Here is a 15,171-nt window from a genome sequence, read left to right on the forward strand (position 1 = left end):
GGCCTTTTTTTATGGCCCGGTTTTGGGCTTCAGTGCATTGAGGCCGGTCTCGTTGATATCCATCACCCGGTTGCGGCCACGCTTCTTGGCCTGGTAAAGCGCCTTGTCGGCAGTGCTGAGCAGTTCTTCCTGGGAGTCGCCGGGTTTGGCATAGCGAGTACAGGCACCCAGGCTGACGGTGAGCTTTGTGGTTGCCGGGTTGACAGGCTCCATCTGCTCGACCGCCGCTCGGATTTTTTCCGCGAGCAGGCGCGTGCCTGCTGCGTCGGTTTCGGTCAGCACCACCGCGAACTCCTCGCCGCCATAACGGGCCGCGAGGTCGGCAGGGCGCCGCACGTTGGCCTTGATGACCTGGGCAACCTGACGCAGGGCCTCATCCCCGGCCTGATGGCCATAGGCATCGTTGAAGGGCTTGAACTGGTCGATGTCAATCATGATCAGCGACAGCGGTGCGCCTGTGCGTTGTGCCCGGCGCCATTCCAGATCCAGGGTCCTGTCGAGCATGCGCCGGTTGGCCAGCCCGGTCAGCGGGTCGGTGGAGGCGAGGGCGGCCAGTTCGTGTTCGGCGCGCTGACGCAGGCGTAGCTCGCGAACCAGCAGCCAGGTCAGCCACAACAAGCCCAGGCACAGCAGCAGGGTTGCGCTGCCGATCAACAGCGCCGTGTGCCGCCAGTTACTGAAGATATGCTCGGTGGACAAAGCCACTACCACCAGCAAGGGCAGCTCGCTGACCTGGGCGAAGTTGTAGAGGCGCTGCAGATGATAGATGCCGGACAGGGCAGTGAAGCTGCCGTAGCGTTCGGTCAGAAAACGCAGGAAGATCGGCGTGTGCCCCAGGTCCTGGCCGGTATAGAACATGGTGGTGGTCGGGTACTGGATCAGCATGATGCCTTCGCTGCTGACCAGGCTGATGTTGCCGGTAGGCCCCAGGTCCAGGCCGCGAAACAGGTTTTGAAAGTAGCTCATCTTCATCAAGGCCACGGCGACGCCGCCAAACCTGCCGTCCGGTGTGTTGATCCTGCGGCTCAGCACCAGGCTCCAGTCATTGGGGGTATCGCTGGCAGGCAAGGGGCGGCTGATAAAGATGCCTTCGTTTTGCGCCTTGAGGTGAACCTTGAACCAGGGCTGTTGGCGAGCGTTGTTGAGCAGGGGGGCGACCGGGCGAGAGCCGGCAATCACCTTGCCTTCGGCATCCAGCACATAAAAGCCGGCATTGGACGGTGCCTCGGCCGCTCTGTCGAAGAGCAGGGGTTGTTGCGTCTGTGGCGAGAGCGAGGCCAGTGCCTGGCTTTGCACCAGGCTGACCAGGCTGTTGAGCGCCGAGTCGTAGATGGAAATGGTATTGCGGATATCACGGCTGATCAGCTGCACGATATTCAAGGCAGAGCGTGCCGCATCATTTTCGGTATTGCGGTATTCCCTGACCAGCAGATAGCCAACGATGCTCAGAATGGCAACCACCGACAACACGCTGGCCCAGACCAGCATGCGGCGGGTGATAACCGGTGTGCGCAGATGATATTTAATGGCTTGACCCTCTGAAGAAAAAACCATGCACCACGGGCCTTTCATTCAAGGCTGACACTCACTCAGGACAACTCTGTAGCACTGATGACGCAATTGCGCCCGGCCTTCTTGGCTTGATACAGGGCCTGATCGGCGCTGTTGATCAAGTCTGCAAGCTGGTCGCCAGGTTTCACCAGGCGGGTACTGACCCCCATGCTGGTGGTGATCTGCCGATGGCCGGGCGATAACGGCTGTAATTGCTCGACGGCCTGGCGGATGCTCTGCGCGAGGTTGTATGCGCCACTGGCATCGGTATCGCTCAGCACTACTGCAAACTCTTCGCCACCATAACGGGCCGCCAGATCGGTGGAGCGGTGCATGCAGTGTTTGATTGTCTGCGCCACACGTTTCAGGGCCTCGTCACCGTCCTGATGACCATAGGTGTCGTTGAAGTTTTTGAAATGGTCAATATCAAACATGATCAGCGATAACGGCTTGCCAGAACGCTGCGCCCGCCGCCATTCCTGTTCCAGCACCTGGTCCAGCTTGCGCCGGTTGGCCAGCCCGGTCAGCGGATCGGTGGTTGCCAGCGCCTCAAGCTGGCGCTCGGCACGTTGACGCAAATGCAATTCACGGCCCAGCAGCCAGGTGAGTACAAGCAGGGCACTGCACAACAGAAGCGTACCGATACCGACCAAAATGGCGTTGCGCCGCCAGGCGCTGAACACATCTTCAGTGGCCAGTGAGACCACCACAATCAACGGCAGGTCACCGACCTCGGAAAAATTGTATAGCCGCTCTTCGCCGTCAATGCTGGAGAGGGCGATAAAACTACCTCTGTGTTCTTGCAGAAAACGGACAAACACGGGGTTGTTGCTCAGGTTGGTGTGCGCGTCGGCGGATGCCGGTTCGGGATGCTGGGTCAGTGGCGTGCCATCGGTACTGATCAGGCGGATAAACCCGTGGGGTTCCAGGTCGAGCCTCTGGAACAGGGTCTTGAAATAATCCAGCTGCATCTGCGCCACGGCGACGCCGAGAAAGCTGCCATCGGGCCCGGAAATCCGCCGGCTGAAGCTGATGCAACACGTGCCCTTGTTTTCGGCCGAGGGAAACGGGTGAGAGATAAACAGCTTGTTGCTGGCCGAATCACGGTGTTCGATAAAACTTGGCCAGTGGCTGAAGTTCTCCTTGGGGGTAACTTCAGTGCGGGAGTCGGCCACCAGGTCGCCTTGCGCATTGAGCAGGTAAAAGCCGCCATTGGCCGGGGTCTGTTCGGCTTTGTCGAACAACAGCATATGCTGCAGCGCCAGGGATACACTGTTCAGGTCACTGCGTTTGGATACGTCGATCAGTGCGTTGAGCGCCGAGTCGTAGAGGTTTACCGTGTTTTGAACGTCTCGTCCGACCAGTTGCACGATATTGAGTGAAGTGCGGATGGCAGCCAGTTCAGCGGTGCGGTGTTCGCGTACCAGCAGGTAGCTGACGATGCTCAGAATGGCAATGATTGAAACGGTTGTGGCGCCGATCAGCAGGCGTAGGGTAAGCACGTTATTGCGCAAGATATGCTTGATGGCCATGCTCGCTGTCGCTCTGGGTGCAGCCCCATAAAATGAACGCAATCATATGAAAAGGCCAGCTTAAAAGCTGGCCCTTTGATCATGGATTAGAACACATCAATAGGATAGTCGACGATCACCCGGTACTCATCAACATCGTTGTCCACGCTCTGGTACGCGGTGTTGCCGCGGTTGGTAGCCCAGCGCAGGGTCACTGCCAGATCCTTGGCCTTACCTTCCTGGATCACGTATTTGAGGCCCAGGTCACGTTCCCAGTGATGGGCATTCTTGCCCTCGGGGTTGTACCAGTTGCTGTAGCCGATGCTGTTGGGGTCGGCCTTGGTCAGGTCCAGCTCACCGCGTGAGTACGACGCACTGGCCGTGAGGCCGGCGATGCCGAGGCCGGCAAAGTCATACTCGTATTGCAGCTTCCAGGAGCGCTCGTTCGGGCCGTTGAAGTCCGAGTACTGCTGGGAGTTGTCCAGATATACGCTGTCGCCCTGATAGATATAGTCAAAGGGCGTATTGCCGTTGACCCGCTGGTACACCGCCGTCACCTTGTGACCGTCGATGCCGAGGGCCAGGTGCAGGCTGAAGGTGTTGTTGTCGATATCCCCCAGCAGCGCTTTGCCGGTGTCCTGGGTGTGATAGAAGTGCAGGCCGGGGTTGAGGGTGATGCCCTCGCTCAGATCCCAGGTGTAGTCAAAGTCGTAGTAGTACTGGTTCCAGATATCCTGCAACTGGGCGGCGTAGAGGTTGCTGGTGATCTCCGGTATGCCGCTCCAGGAGGCTCCGGCCCAGGTGATGTGCTTGCTGCTCTGGTCGCCCAGGTCACCGTAGGTGGTGGTCAGGCGGCGCATGCCACTCTGGTTATAGGGCTTGTCGAAACTGACCTGGCCACCCTCGAACATCCAGCCTTCGAAGCTGGTGTTGGTCAGGCTGACACCGCGAAAGGTCTGCGGCAGCATGCGGGTTTCACCGCCAGCTATCACCGGATTGGTGAGGAACATGTCGCCTGCTTTCAATACCGTATCAAACGCGCGCATTTTCAGCGCGGCACCGGCGGACGAAAAGGCCGCAGGCGCTTTGCCGTTGCCATCACTGACCGGCAGGATGCTGCTGCCATCTGTGCCGCCACCGCCGTCGAGTTTGAGCCCGAGCAAGCCGTAGGCGTCCAGGCCGAAACCGACCGTGCCCTGGGTGAAGCCCGATTCGAACTTGCCGATAAAGCCCTGGCCCCATTCCTTGCTGTCATCGGCATGGGGGCTGCGGATATCGTGGTTCATATAGTAGTTGCGGGCGTGGATTTTAAGGCTGGAGCCTTCGATAAAACCGTCTTTGCTCGCTTCTTCATCCGCGTGGGCGAAGGTGGGGATCGTTGCAGCCAGGGCAATGAATAACGGACTGAGTTTGAGTGATGTCTTCACCAGTTTGTTGCTCCTTGAGAGTGGCGGCAGTTGTTGTTTTCTTTGCAAATGCTGTTCTTGTTTGAGGACACGCCAGTGCCGGGCATGTTTTTTTAAAACAAAAAAAAGCCGCTATGATAGCGGCTTTTGAAACAATCAGTCACATGTGTAGGCCGTGACTGACTGGGTCGGGAAGTCTGCGGGTGTGCGATCAGCTGTCTTGGGCATCATTGCTGACGCTGGCTTTGGCCTGTTCAGGCTGCGGTTTTGCGTCGTTTTGATGGCGTGCTGTCTGCTCTGCCTGGTGCTGCTCAAACGTAGCTGCGCGGGCCGCATTTTGTGCGACGAAGGCAGGGGACTCTTCCGCCATGGCCAGGGGCGATAACAACAAAGACGACAAAACGAAAACGCTAGCCATACCCATACTGCTGGACATTTCAAAGACCTTCTTGCTTAGCAAGTGCTGTGTGATGGGTTAAATCTATAGCGCCAGGCGGGGGCGAAAAAGCCATGTTTGCGACAAGGACTTTTGCGTTTTGAGTAACAAATGCTCAGAGCAGCGGGCTAGACGCATAGCGGCTACAGGGCTACAGGTCTACAGGTCAAGCGGGCAAATACAACCCGAACGTATTGCGCCCGCCGCCGCTGTGCACAAACACCTCACCGGCATGCATCTGTGCAATCGCCTTGACGATGGCCAACCCCAGGCCGTGGTTGGCGCCGCTGTTATGGCGAGCGGCGTCTACACGATAGAAACGCTCGAACAAATGCGGCAAATGCTCTTCAGCAATCGGCTGGCCCGGATTGCTGATGCTGATCATGGCTTGCCCGGCGGTTTGCTCGATCAGGACCTCGATCACTTGCCCGGCTTCGGTGTGCTGTACGGCATTGTTCAGCAAGTTGATCAGCGCCCGGCGCAGGTGCGCCTTCTCGATATTGACCCGGGCATCGCCGCTGACCCGCACTTCAACCCGCGCATCCTCAAGAATGAATTCTAGATACTCCAGGGTCGTCGCCACTTCGTCAGCCAGAGAGGCACTGGTCAGTTTGCTGGCCTTGCTGCCCTGGTCGGCGCTGGCCAGAAACAGCATGTCATTGATGATGCTGCGCAGCCGTTCCAGTTCTTCGAGGTTCGATTGCAACACCTCGAAGTAATGCTCGGCCGAGCGCCCGCGGGTCAACGCCACCTGGGTCTGGCCAATCAGGTTGGTCAGCGGCGAGCGCAGTTCATGGGCCACATCGGCATTGAATGATTCCAGCCGGGTCCATGCCTGCTCAACGCGGTCCAGGGTCGAGTTGAAGGCACTCACCAGTTGGTCCAGTTCCGGCGCCAGTGGTGCCAGGTGCAAACGCCCGGACAAGCGCGGCGGTGCGAGTTTTTGCGCTTCTTCGGACAGCTTGACCAGCGGTTTGAGGCCGATGCGCGCCACCCAGTAGCCGAGCAATGAGGCCAGCAGCACGCCGATGCTCGCCAGGCTGACCAACGCAATCAGCAGGTGGTGCTGGGTCTGGCGAAAGGTCTGGGTATCGATGGCAATCAAGAAGCGCAGCGCCGGGCGCTGCTCCTTGGCTGGAATTTCGCTGATCAACACTTTGAACGGGTAAGCCTGGCCCGGCAAGTGCAAGTCCCGAACCCCCACAGGCCCCTGGGCAAATTTGCGCACGGCGGCCTCGGGGTTACCGTACTCATAGGCCGGGTCTGAACTGATTGCCCAAAACCGGATGCGTTTGTCCTCTTCGCTGAGCAGTTTGAGCTTGGCGCTCATCTTGGCCCAGTGCTCGGCGTTGCCGTAGCGATTGATCGATGATTCAAGCACGCTGTAACGGGCATCCAGCTCCGCTTCAGGCAGGCGGCCGATGCTTTTGTCGACCTGCTGGTACAAGGCCCCGCCGATCAGCACAAACACCAGCAACGCCACCAGGGCGAACATTGCGCTCAAGCGCATGGCGATGGAGTTCAGGGCCGCAGGGCGATTAAACACTGCGCCGCTCCAGCACATAGCCCATGCCGCGTATGGTGTGCAGCAGCTTGTGTTCGAATGGCCCGTCGAGCTTGGCGCGCAAGCGCTTGATCGCCACTTCGACCACATTGGCGTCACTGTCGAAATTGATATCCCAGACCATCTCGGCAATGGCGGTCTTGGACAGGATTTCCCCCTGGCGGCGCGCCAGTACACTGAGCAGGGAGAACTCCTTGGCGGTCAGGTCCAGGCGGGTGCCGGCGCGGCTGGCCTTGCGGCTGATCAGATCTATCCACAGGTCATCGACGGTCACCTGCACCGGTTCGTGACCGCCGCTGCGGCGGGTCAGGGCTTGCAGGCGGGCGACCAGTTCGAGAAACGAAAACGGTTTGCCCAGATAGTCATCGGCACCCTCACGCAGCCCGCGAATACGGTCTTCGACCCGCTCACGGGCGGTGAGCATGATCACCGGGGTTTGCTTGCGTGCCCGCAAGGCCCGCAATACGCCAAAGCCGTCGAGCCCCGGGAGCATGACATCGAGCACGATTACCGCGTAATCGCTCTCCATCGCCAGGTGCAGGCCTTCGATGCCGTCACGGGCCACATCCACCGTGTAACCTTGCTCGGTCAGCCCGCGGTGCAGGTAGTCGGCGGTTTTCTCTTCATCTTCAATAATCAGAACGCGCATAACCCGCCTCAGTGATCGTTCGCCAGCAAGCTGACGGGTTTGGAACGATGGAACAGTCGCTCAAGCCACAAGTATATGACCGGCGTGGTAAACAGCGTCAGCGCCTGGCTCACCAGCAGCCCGCCGACCACGGCAATCCCCAGTGGCTGGCGCAGTTCGGCGCCGGTGCCGTAGCCGAGCATCAGCGGCAATGCGCCGAGCAGGGCGGCCAGGGTGGTCATGATGATCGGCCGAAACCGTGTAAGGCACGCCTGATAGATGGCTTCTTCGGGACTCAGGCCACGGGTGCGCTGGGCATCGAGGGCAAAGTCGATCATCAGGATGCCGTTTTTCTTGACGATGCCGATCAGCAGCACCAACCCGATCAGGGCCATGATCGAGAAATCCTGGCCGCAGATCCACAGCATCAGCAGCGCGCCAAGCCCGGCTGAAGGCAGGGTGGAGATGATCGTTAGCGGGTGCACAAAGCTCTCGTAGAGCACCCCCAGAATGATGTACACCGCCACCAGTGCTGCCAGGATCAACCAGGGCTGGCTGGCCAGCGAGCTTTGAAAGGCCTGGGCTGCGCCCTGGAAATTGCCGCTGATGGTGCTCGGCATGCCGATCTCGTTTTTTGCCTGATCAAGCATCAGCACCGCATCGCCCAGGGCCACGCCGGGCGCGAGGTTGAACGACAGGTTGGCGGCCGGGAACATACCGTCATGGCTGATCGACAACGGCCCGCTGACGGGCGCATCGACCCTGGCCACGGCTGACAAAGGCACCATTTCCCCGGTGAGCGGCGAGCGCAGGTAGAAGTAATTGAGGCTTTCGGCCTTGCCGCGCTGCTGCGCGTCGACTTCCAGAATCACGTTGTACTGGTTGGTCTCGGTCTGGAACTCATTGACCTGGCGCTGACCAAAGGCGTCGTAGAGTGCTTCATCGACATCGGTGGCCGTAAGACCAAAGCGCGCCGCAGCATTACGGTCGATGCTGATATGGGTGATGCTGCCACCCAGTTGCAGGTCGTTGGACAGGTCGCGAAAGGCCGGGTTGGCGCGCAGTTTTTCGGTCAGGCGCTGGGTCCAGGTGGTGAGCGTCGGCCCGTCGTTGCTCTTGAGCACATACTGATACTGGCTGCGGCTTGGGCCCGAGCTGAGGTTGATGTCCTGGCCCGCGCGCAGGTACAGAACGATGCCCGGTACCTTGGCCAGTTGCGGGCGGATGCGGTCGATAAACTCGCTGGCCGACACATCGCGCTGGCCACGGTCCTTGAGGGCAATCCAGAAGCGGCCGTTGGCGATGGTCTGGTTGCTGCCGGTCACGCCCACGGCATGGGAGAACGCCTGCACGGCCGGGTCGTTGCCGATGATCTCGGCCAGCGCCAGATGCTTTTGCGTCATGTCCGGGAACGAGATATCCGATGCGGCCTCGCTGGTACCGAGCACGAAGCCGGTGTCTTGCACCGGAAAAAAGCCCTTGGGGATCAGCACATATCCGGCGATGGCCATGGCCAGGGTCACAGCGAAAATCTCCAGCATCAATCGCTGATGCGCAAGAGCCCGCTTCAGGCCTTTTTCATACAAGGCCAGCAGACGTTCGCCAAAGCCCGGCCTGGCGTCGGGCTTGTGTACTGGTGAGCGCATAAACAGCGCGGCCAGGGTGGGCGCCAGGGTCAGCGATACCAGCACCGAAATCATGATGGTCGAGGTCGCCGTCAGGGCGAATTCCTTGAACAGACGCCCGACCACCCCGCCCATAAACAGCAGCGGGATAAATGCTGCCACCAGCGAGAAGCTGATGGACACCACGGTAAAGCCGATCTCGCTGGAGCCCTTGATTGCCGCGTCGCGCATGCTTTCGCCGGCCTCCAGGTGACGGTGGATGTTCTCCACCACCACAATGGCATCGTCGACCACAAACCCCACAGCCACCACAATCGCCACCAGCGTCAGGTTATTCAGGCTGAAGCCCAGCACATACATCAACGCGAAGCTGGCGATCAGCGACACACCGAGGACTGCCGACACGATCAACGTGGCTGACCACTGGCGCAGAAACAACGCCATCACCGCAACGACCAGCAGAACGGCGATCAGCAGGGTGATTTCCACTTCATGCAGGGATGCGCGGATGGTCTTGGTGCGGTCGCTCAGCACCGTGACCTCGACCGAGGCCGGGAGCATGGCCTGCAGACCGGGCAGGGCGGCCTGGATGCGGTCTACCGTGTCGACGATATTGGCCCCCGGCTGGCGCGAAATTACCAGGTTGAGCCCCGGCTGATGGCCCGACCAGGCCTGTACATAGTCGTTCTCGGAACCGTTGATAACCCGTGCCACATCGCGCAACTGCACGGGGGCGCCATCTTTGTAGGAGACGATCAACTGGCCGTATTCATCCGCGTCGAACAACTGGTCGTTGGTCGAAAGGGTGGAAATGCTCGATGGGCCATACAGTGCGCCCTTGGCCAGGTTGAGGCTGGTTTGCTGAATCGCCAGGCGGATATCGGTGAGGGTCAGGCCGATGGCGGCCAGCTTGTCGGCCGAGGCCTGCACGCGGATCGCCGGGCGTTGCTGGCCGGTGATGTTGATCAGGCCCACGCCATCGATCTGGCTGATTTGCCGGGCCAGCAGGGTTTCAACGTAATCGCTCAGTTCAGTGCCGGGCATTTGCAGCGAGCTGATGCTGAGGATCAGCACCGGGCTGTCGGCCGGGTTGACCTTCTTCCAGGTCGGCAGGGTCGGCATGTCCTTGGGCAGTTTGCCGGACGCGGTGTTGATCGCCGCCTGTACTTCTTGCGCGGCGGTGTCGATGCTTTTGTTGAGGGTAAATTGCAGGGTCAGGGTGGTCGAGCCCAGCGCGCTGCTGGAGGTCATCTGGGTCATGCCGGGGATGGCGCTGAATTGCACCTCCAGCGGTGTGGCCACCGATGAGGCCATGGTGTCCGGGCTGGCACCGGGCAGTTGCGCCGACACCTGAATGGTCGGGAACTCCGCTTCGGGCAAGGGCGCCACGGGCAACTGGGGGAAGGCAATCAAACCCACCAGCACCAGGGCGAAGGTCAGCAGCACGGTGGCCACCGGGTGATCGACGCACCAGGCGGACAGCGAGCGGCTGCGGGTCATGGCTGCACCCGGGCGGCCGCGGGCTCGCTCAGCACTTCAACCCGCGAGCCGGGCTTGAGCCGCGACTGGCCATCGCTGACCAGTGCATCGCCGGGGTTTACCCCGGTGATGATGCTCAGTTCGGTATCCTGAAACGTCAACTGCACCGGGACGGTTTCGACTGTGTCGCCGTTGACCCGGTACACGAAATAGTTGTCCAGCCCGCGCTGCACCACCTGCGGTGGCACCACCAACGCGTTGCGCTGCAAGCCGGTCTGGATCTCGACATTGACCAACTGGCCGGGCCACAGACTTTGCGTGGGGTTGTCGAACTGAGCCTTGGCCTTGATCGTGCCGGTGGTTGCCGAGACCTGATTGTCGATCAGGCTCAGACGGCCCTCGCTCAGTGGCGTACCGCTGCTGTCAGTGTTGCCGATAAAGGCCTTGACCCGGGCTGGCTCTTTGGCCGTAAGCAGGTCGTGGAGCAGGGGCAACTGCTGCTGGGGCAGGGAGAATTCCACGGCAATGGGGTCGATCTGGGTCACGGAAAACAGCCCCTGGGCATCGCTGACCCGCAGGAAGTTGCCCGCATCCACCGCGCGAATGCCTACGCGGCCGCTGACCGGGGACTGTATTTGCGTATAGGACAACTGCACCTGCGCTGCCGCAATGGTTGCCTGATCACCCTGTGCTGAAGCCTTGAGCTGATTGACCAGGGCTTGTTGCTGATCGAGGGTTTGCCTGGACACACCATTGTCCACGCTTAACAACTGGTAGCGCTTGAGGTCGACCAGTGCCACTTGCAGCTGTGCCTGATTCTGCCCCAGCTGGGCCCTGGCCTGATCGAGGCTGGCCTTGATCGAGCGGTCATCGAGTGTCGCCAACAGGTCGCCCGCGTTGACCGTTTGGCCTTCCTTGACCCGAATATCAGTGAGGATGCCGTCGATTTGCGGGCGGATGATCACGCTGTGCAGCGACAGTACGGCGCCAATCCCGTTGATATAACGCGGTACATCCTGCTGCTGCACATGGGCAACCCGCACCGGAATGGGGGCGCCAGCCACTGCTTTGCCAGGAGCAGGGCGGTTCAACCACCAGACACCGCCGCCGATCAGAGCAAGCACCAAGGTGCCCAGCAAGATGTTTTTGGTTTTATTGGGCATGCGGGATAAACGCCGTGTGCGTGGAGTGGGGGCTTATATAAGGGTTATAGCGTGTAGACACGGTCAGTACAGTGACGGCTAACTGACATTGCTGACAGCTGAAAGACCTTCATGCCGATCACTCAAGCTCGTTTGACCGCAATTGTGGGAGCGAGCCTGCTCGCGAAGGCCTCAAGAGTAAGACTTTCGCGAGCAGGCTCGCTCCCACAGAAACGCGGCGCGCCGTAATCTTGGGCAGCGACTGCATTTAAAATTACGACCAGCGAGTGCAACGCATACAGAGTGCGCAGGTATACTGCGCGGCATTGCGCCACTTGGCCTGTTTATTTCCCGTATTTCGGAGCTTTCATGACTTCTCCTACACCAACGACCGCTCCTGATGACGTGAGCGCCGACAACCTCGATACCCCGGAAAAACCGGTAATCCCTGCGTTCACCTTCCCGTTCAAGCCTTCCGAGTTTGCCAAGGCCAAGTCCCAGGGCAAGGCGTACTACCAGAAAAGCGGCCTGGGCGGTCACGATAAAACCCCGAACGCTCCCCCTCATGGCACCCGTAAAACCATGGGCAAACGCTGATTTAATGCCCCAAAAAGTGGCATTATGCCATTAGTGTTTGTTCAGGCCTGATTAACTCCTTTAGTCATGCGCCAGATCAGTATTTGCTTAATAGGTGCGCTTAGAGTCGACGGCCCTGCCGACTCTTCCTAACAATCCGAGCGCGCCTGTCATGAAAATCAATCTACCGATTACCGGCCGACCCGTTGATTTCGCCCCCGACGCCAACATCCTCTCTACCACCAATCTCGACAGCACTATCACTTACGCCAACCCGGACTTTATCCAGGTCAGTGGTTACGAGTTGAGCGAGTTGTTGGGCAGTCCGCATAACCTGTTGCGCCACCCCGACATGCCGCCCGCCGCCTTCAGTCATATGTGGCAAACCCTCAAGGCGGGGCGCTCGTGGATGGGTATGGTGAAAAACCGCTGTAAAAACGGTGATCACTATTGGGTCAGCGCCTATGTCACGCCCGTCATGCAAAACGGCGAAACCGTCGAGTATCAATCGGTGCGCACTCACCCCGCGCCCGAGCGGGTGGCGGTGGCCGAGGCGCGTTACGCCGCTCTGCGCTCGGGTCGCAAGCCGCTGTGGCCGGTTTGCTTGCGCCTTGGGCTCGGGGGCAAGCTGGCGTTGTTGGTGAGTGCCGTCTTTGCCGCCGTTACCGCGGTGGGCACGCTGTTGCTGGCCAGTGTCGACGCCCGGGCCGGGCTGGTGATCTGGTTGCTGGGCAGTCTATTGAGTTCGGCAGCCATCGCCTGGCTGCTGCGGCCTTTGCATGCCTTGACCCGTCGCGCCAAAGATGTGGGCGACAACCCTTTAAGCCAGCAGATTTATACCGGTCGGCATGATGAGTTCGGCCAGATCGAGTTTGCCCTGCATATGCTGGAGGCGCAGGTCGGCGCTGTAGTAGGGCGCATCGGTGATGCCTCGCAGCGGTTGGCCGGGCATGCCAGCGAGCTGGTTCAACACCTGCAAAGCAGCCACGCCAGTACCTTGAGCCAGCAACTGGAGACCGACCAGGTGGCCACTGCCATCAACGAAATGGCGGCCAGCGTGGCGCAGGTCGCAACCAATGCCCAGCAGGCGTCGCAAACGGCCGACCAGGTGCAGATCGAAACCCGTGAAGGCCATCAACTGGTGATGCAAAGCCGTAGCACGGTGCAGCATCTGGCGTCCGAGCTGGAGCGGGCCACACAGGTGGTGCATCACTTGCAAAGCCACAGCAGCGATATTTCCTCGGTGCTGGAGGTGATCCGCAGTATTGCCGAGCAAACCAATCTGCTGGCGCTCAATGCTGCCATCGAGGCGGCACGGGCGGGCGATCAGGGGCGCGGCTTTGCCGTTGTGGCCGATGAAGTGCGTGGTCTGGCCCAGCGTACGCAGCAGTCGACCTGTGAAATCCAGGCGATGATCAGTGCCCTGCAAGAGGGCGCGCAGGCGGCGGTGCAGGTAATGCAGCAAAGCAGTGAATATGCGCAAAACAGCGTTAACCAAACGCAGATGGCCAGTTGTGCGCTGGACGGGATCAGCCTGCAGGTGCAGAAAATTACCGAGATGAGCGTGCAGATTGCTGCGGCGGTCGAAGAGCAAAGTGTGGTCAGTGAAGATATCAACCGCAATATCGCCGGGATCCGCAGTGCCTGTGAGGTCACGGTGGATGCCGGCCAGCAGAGTCATCGTCATTCAGGCGATGTGGCCGCGTTGGCCGCAAGCCTGCGCTCGCTGGCGCAGGAGTTCTGGCAGACCCGGCGTTAGAGCTGCTCGCGCCGGATCAGGGTCATGCCGTGCTGCTCATACAGGCTTCGCGCCCTGTGATTGTGCTCCATGACCTTGAGGTCGACGCAGGCCTCATGGCGCTGGCGGAACACTTCGAACACATGGCGCAGCAGCGTGCTGCCCAGGCCGCGGCCCTGATGGCGCGGGTGCACCACCAGATCCTTGAGGTAAGCGCTGGTCCAGGCTTGCGCCACCGCCACCACTTCGCCCTGGTGCAGGATGACAAAACACAGCTGCGGGTCGTACTCGGCGTCATGCAGCAGGTCGTGTTGCCAGCTGAGCAAGGGTTCGACGCTGCCTCGGCCGTCGGCGTAACCCTGGCAGAGCAGGGCATGGACGGGTTGCATGAGCTCCTCGGTGAGTGCCACCAGGCTAAAGCCTTCTGGCCATTGCGCGACGGGCAATGGCTTGCGCAGGTCTTTGCGCAGCAACAGGCAATATTCGCTCATCGTGCTCAGAAACCTTGCTCGGCCACCGTGCGCGCGGCGAGGATCAGGCACTGGGTCAGCTCCGGCGAAGAGAACTTGGTCAGCACCGCATTGGCCCCGGCCAGACGCGCTTTTTCGCTGTTCATCGCGCTGTTCAACGAGGTGTGCAAGAGCACATACAGATGGGCGAAGTCCGGGGTGTCGCGCACGGTACGGGTAAAGGCGTAGCCGTCCATCTCGGACATTTCGATATCCGATACCAGCACGTTGATCTGATCCGGCGTGCCTTGCAGCTCCAGCAAACGCTCGATGGCTTCCTTGGCGCTGCGTGCGGTGTGGCAATGCAGGCCCAGGTTGCGCAGGGTAATCACAGACTGCTGCAGAGCGACCTGACTGTCATCCACCACCAGAATGCGGGCATTGGCCAGCAGCTTTGACTCTTCCTTGCTGAGGGTTTCGCCAGTGCCTTCAACCTTTGCCGGGGCGATGCCGTGGATGACTTTCTCGATATCCAGCACCTGCACCAGTACACCGTCGACCTGGGTTACGCCGGTGATGTACGAGCGCTTGCCGGAGCCGTAGGGCGGCGGGCGAATGTCGGTGCTCAGGCAATGCACGATTTTGCTGACGGCCTGCACATGCAGCCCCTGCTTGGAACGGCTGACATCGGTGACGATCAGGCAGCCGCCATCGGGGTCGAGCAGCGGTTGCTCGCCGATGGCACGGCTGAGGTCGATCACCGCCAGTGAAGCGCCGCGCAACACCGCGATGCCTTTTATGTTGGGGTGGGACTCGGGCATTTTGGTCAGGGGCGGGCAGGGAATGATTTCGCTGACCTTGAGCAGGTTGATCGCCAACAACTTGCCGCTGCGCAGAGTGAAGAGCAGAAGGGAGAGTGAGTCTGCGCGGGCATTGTTCGATGACATATAAATCTTCTGTGGTGGGAGCGATACAGGGTTATCGGCGTGAATAAAGAATCCTGTAGTCGCTGACGAGGCACGAGGCTGCGATGTGGGCCGCAGGACCACTGTTTAGGGCAGCTACG

General features: G+C 60.1%; 11 protein-coding genes and 2 pseudogenes. 3 read left to right on the forward strand and 10 right to left on the reverse strand.

Annotated elements, in window-relative coordinates; genetic code table 11:
* Window positions 1-9: 9 nt before the first annotated feature.
* The 8 genes from CJU81_RS06350 to CJU81_RS06385 all read right to left on the reverse strand — a co-directional run bounded on the left by CJU81_RS06350 (window position 10) and on the right by CJU81_RS06385 (window position 11,363).
* Window positions 10-1,554: a sensor domain-containing diguanylate cyclase gene (locus tag CJU81_RS06350; protein WP_369679443.1), complete on the reverse strand. Its 1,545-nt coding sequence runs from the start codon at window positions 1,552-1,554 to the stop codon at window positions 10-12.
* A gap of 35 nt (window positions 1,555-1,589) precedes the next feature.
* Window positions 1,590-3,083: a sensor domain-containing diguanylate cyclase gene (locus tag CJU81_RS06355; protein WP_095035950.1), complete on the reverse strand. Its 1,494-nt coding sequence runs from the start codon at window positions 3,081-3,083 to the stop codon at window positions 1,590-1,592.
* A gap of 86 nt (window positions 3,084-3,169) precedes the next feature.
* Window positions 3,170-4,489 carry an OprD family porin gene (locus tag CJU81_RS06360; RefSeq protein WP_095035951.1) on the reverse strand — a complete coding sequence of 440 codons (1,320 nt, stop codon included), beginning with the start codon at window positions 4,487-4,489 and terminating at the stop codon, window positions 3,170-3,172.
* 190 nt (window positions 4,490-4,679) lie between these two features.
* Window positions 4,680-4,904: a hypothetical protein gene (locus CJU81_RS06365; RefSeq protein ID WP_095035952.1), complete on the reverse strand. Its 225-nt coding sequence runs from the start codon at window positions 4,902-4,904 to the stop codon at window positions 4,680-4,682.
* A 166-nt stretch (window positions 4,905-5,070) separates the two neighbouring features.
* Complete coding sequence (locus CJU81_RS06370; RefSeq protein WP_095035953.1) at window positions 5,071-6,468, reverse strand: heavy metal sensor histidine kinase; 1,398 nt, start codon at window positions 6,466-6,468, stop codon at window positions 5,071-5,073.
* Window positions 6,443-7,117, reverse strand: a complete 675-nt coding sequence (locus CJU81_RS06375; RefSeq protein WP_095030360.1) for a heavy metal response regulator transcription factor — start codon at window positions 7,115-7,117, stop codon at window positions 6,443-6,445. Before CJU81_RS06375 ends, CJU81_RS06370 begins: the two co-directional genes overlap by 26 nt.
* 8 nt (window positions 7,118-7,125) lie before the next feature.
* Window positions 7,126-10,221: a multidrug efflux RND transporter permease subunit gene (locus CJU81_RS06380; protein WP_095035954.1), complete on the reverse strand. Its 3,096-nt coding sequence runs from the start codon at window positions 10,219-10,221 to the stop codon at window positions 7,126-7,128.
* Window positions 10,218-11,363: an efflux RND transporter periplasmic adaptor subunit gene (locus CJU81_RS06385; RefSeq protein WP_095035955.1), complete on the reverse strand. Its 1,146-nt coding sequence runs from the start codon at window positions 11,361-11,363 to the stop codon at window positions 10,218-10,220. The genes CJU81_RS06380 and CJU81_RS06385 overlap by 4 nt, the downstream gene beginning before the upstream one ends.
* 348 nt (window positions 11,364-11,711) lie before the next feature.
* Here CJU81_RS06385 and CJU81_RS06390 point away from each other — a divergent pair, with 348 nt between their 5' ends.
* The 3 genes and pseudogenes from CJU81_RS06390 to CJU81_RS24440 all read left to right on the forward strand — a co-directional run.
* Complete coding sequence (locus CJU81_RS06390; protein WP_095035956.1) at window positions 11,712-11,939, forward strand: hypothetical protein; 228 nt, start codon at window positions 11,712-11,714, stop codon at window positions 11,937-11,939.
* Window positions 11,940-12,090: 151 nt separating this feature from the next.
* A pseudogene (locus tag CJU81_RS24435) lies at window positions 12,091-12,372 on the forward strand (PAS domain-containing protein); the annotation flags it as partial.
* Window positions 12,373-12,684: 312 nt separating this feature from the next.
* Window positions 12,685-13,677: pseudogene (locus CJU81_RS24440) on the forward strand (methyl-accepting chemotaxis protein); the annotation flags it as partial.
* Here the strand turns inward: CJU81_RS24440 and CJU81_RS06400 are convergent.
* Together CJU81_RS06400 and CJU81_RS06405 are read right to left on the reverse strand one after the other, a co-directional pair.
* Window positions 13,674-14,147, reverse strand: a complete 474-nt coding sequence (locus CJU81_RS06400) for a GNAT family N-acetyltransferase (RefSeq protein ID WP_095035958.1) — start codon at window positions 14,145-14,147, stop codon at window positions 13,674-13,676. The pseudogene CJU81_RS24440 and the gene CJU81_RS06400 overlap by 4 nt on opposite strands.
* Window positions 14,148-14,152: 5 nt before the next feature.
* Window positions 14,153-15,052, reverse strand: coding sequence for a chemotaxis protein (locus tag CJU81_RS06405; RefSeq protein ID WP_095035959.1), 900 nt, complete (start codon window positions 15,050-15,052; stop codon window positions 14,153-14,155).
* Between the last annotated feature and the right edge of the window lie 119 nt (window positions 15,053-15,171).

The sequence above is a fragment of the Pseudomonas fragi genome (genome assembly GCF_002269505.1).
Taxonomy (GTDB): Bacteria; Pseudomonadota; Gammaproteobacteria; order Pseudomonadales; family Pseudomonadaceae; genus Aquipseudomonas; species Aquipseudomonas fragi_D.

What these genes read in the sequence shown, in the direction of transcription:
- CJU81_RS06350 (WP_369679443.1), bottom strand. Translation starts at nt 1,554, where the DNA reads ATGGTTTTTTCTTCAGAGGGTCAAGCCATTAAATATCATCTGCGCACA.
- CJU81_RS06355 (WP_095035950.1), bottom strand. Translation starts at nt 3,083, where the DNA reads ATGGCCATCAAGCATATCTTGCGCAATAACGTGCTTACCCTACGCCTG.
- CJU81_RS06365 (WP_095035952.1), bottom strand. Translation starts at nt 4,904, where the DNA reads ATGTCCAGCAGTATGGGTATGGCTAGCGTTTTCGTTTTGTCGTCTTTG.
- CJU81_RS06370 (WP_095035953.1), bottom strand. Translation starts at nt 6,468, where the DNA reads ATGTGCTGGAGCGGCGCAGTGTTTAATCGCCCTGCGGCCCTGAACTCC.
- CJU81_RS06375 (WP_095030360.1), bottom strand. Translation starts at nt 7,117, where the DNA reads ATGCGCGTTCTGATTATTGAAGATGAAGAGAAAACCGCCGACTACCTG.
- CJU81_RS06380 (WP_095035954.1), bottom strand. Translation starts at nt 10,221, where the DNA reads ATGACCCGCAGCCGCTCGCTGTCCGCCTGGTGCGTCGATCACCCGGTG.
- CJU81_RS06385 (WP_095035955.1), bottom strand. Translation starts at nt 11,363, where the DNA reads ATGCCCAATAAAACCAAAAACATCTTGCTGGGCACCTTGGTGCTTGCT.
- CJU81_RS06390 (WP_095035956.1), top strand. Translation starts at nt 11,712, where the DNA reads ATGACTTCTCCTACACCAACGACCGCTCCTGATGACGTGAGCGCCGAC.
- CJU81_RS06400 (WP_095035958.1), bottom strand. Translation starts at nt 14,147, where the DNA reads ATGAGCGAATATTGCCTGTTGCTGCGCAAAGACCTGCGCAAGCCATTG.
- CJU81_RS06405 (WP_095035959.1), bottom strand. Translation starts at nt 15,052, where the DNA reads ATGTCATCGAACAATGCCCGCGCAGACTCACTCTCCCTTCTGCTCTTC.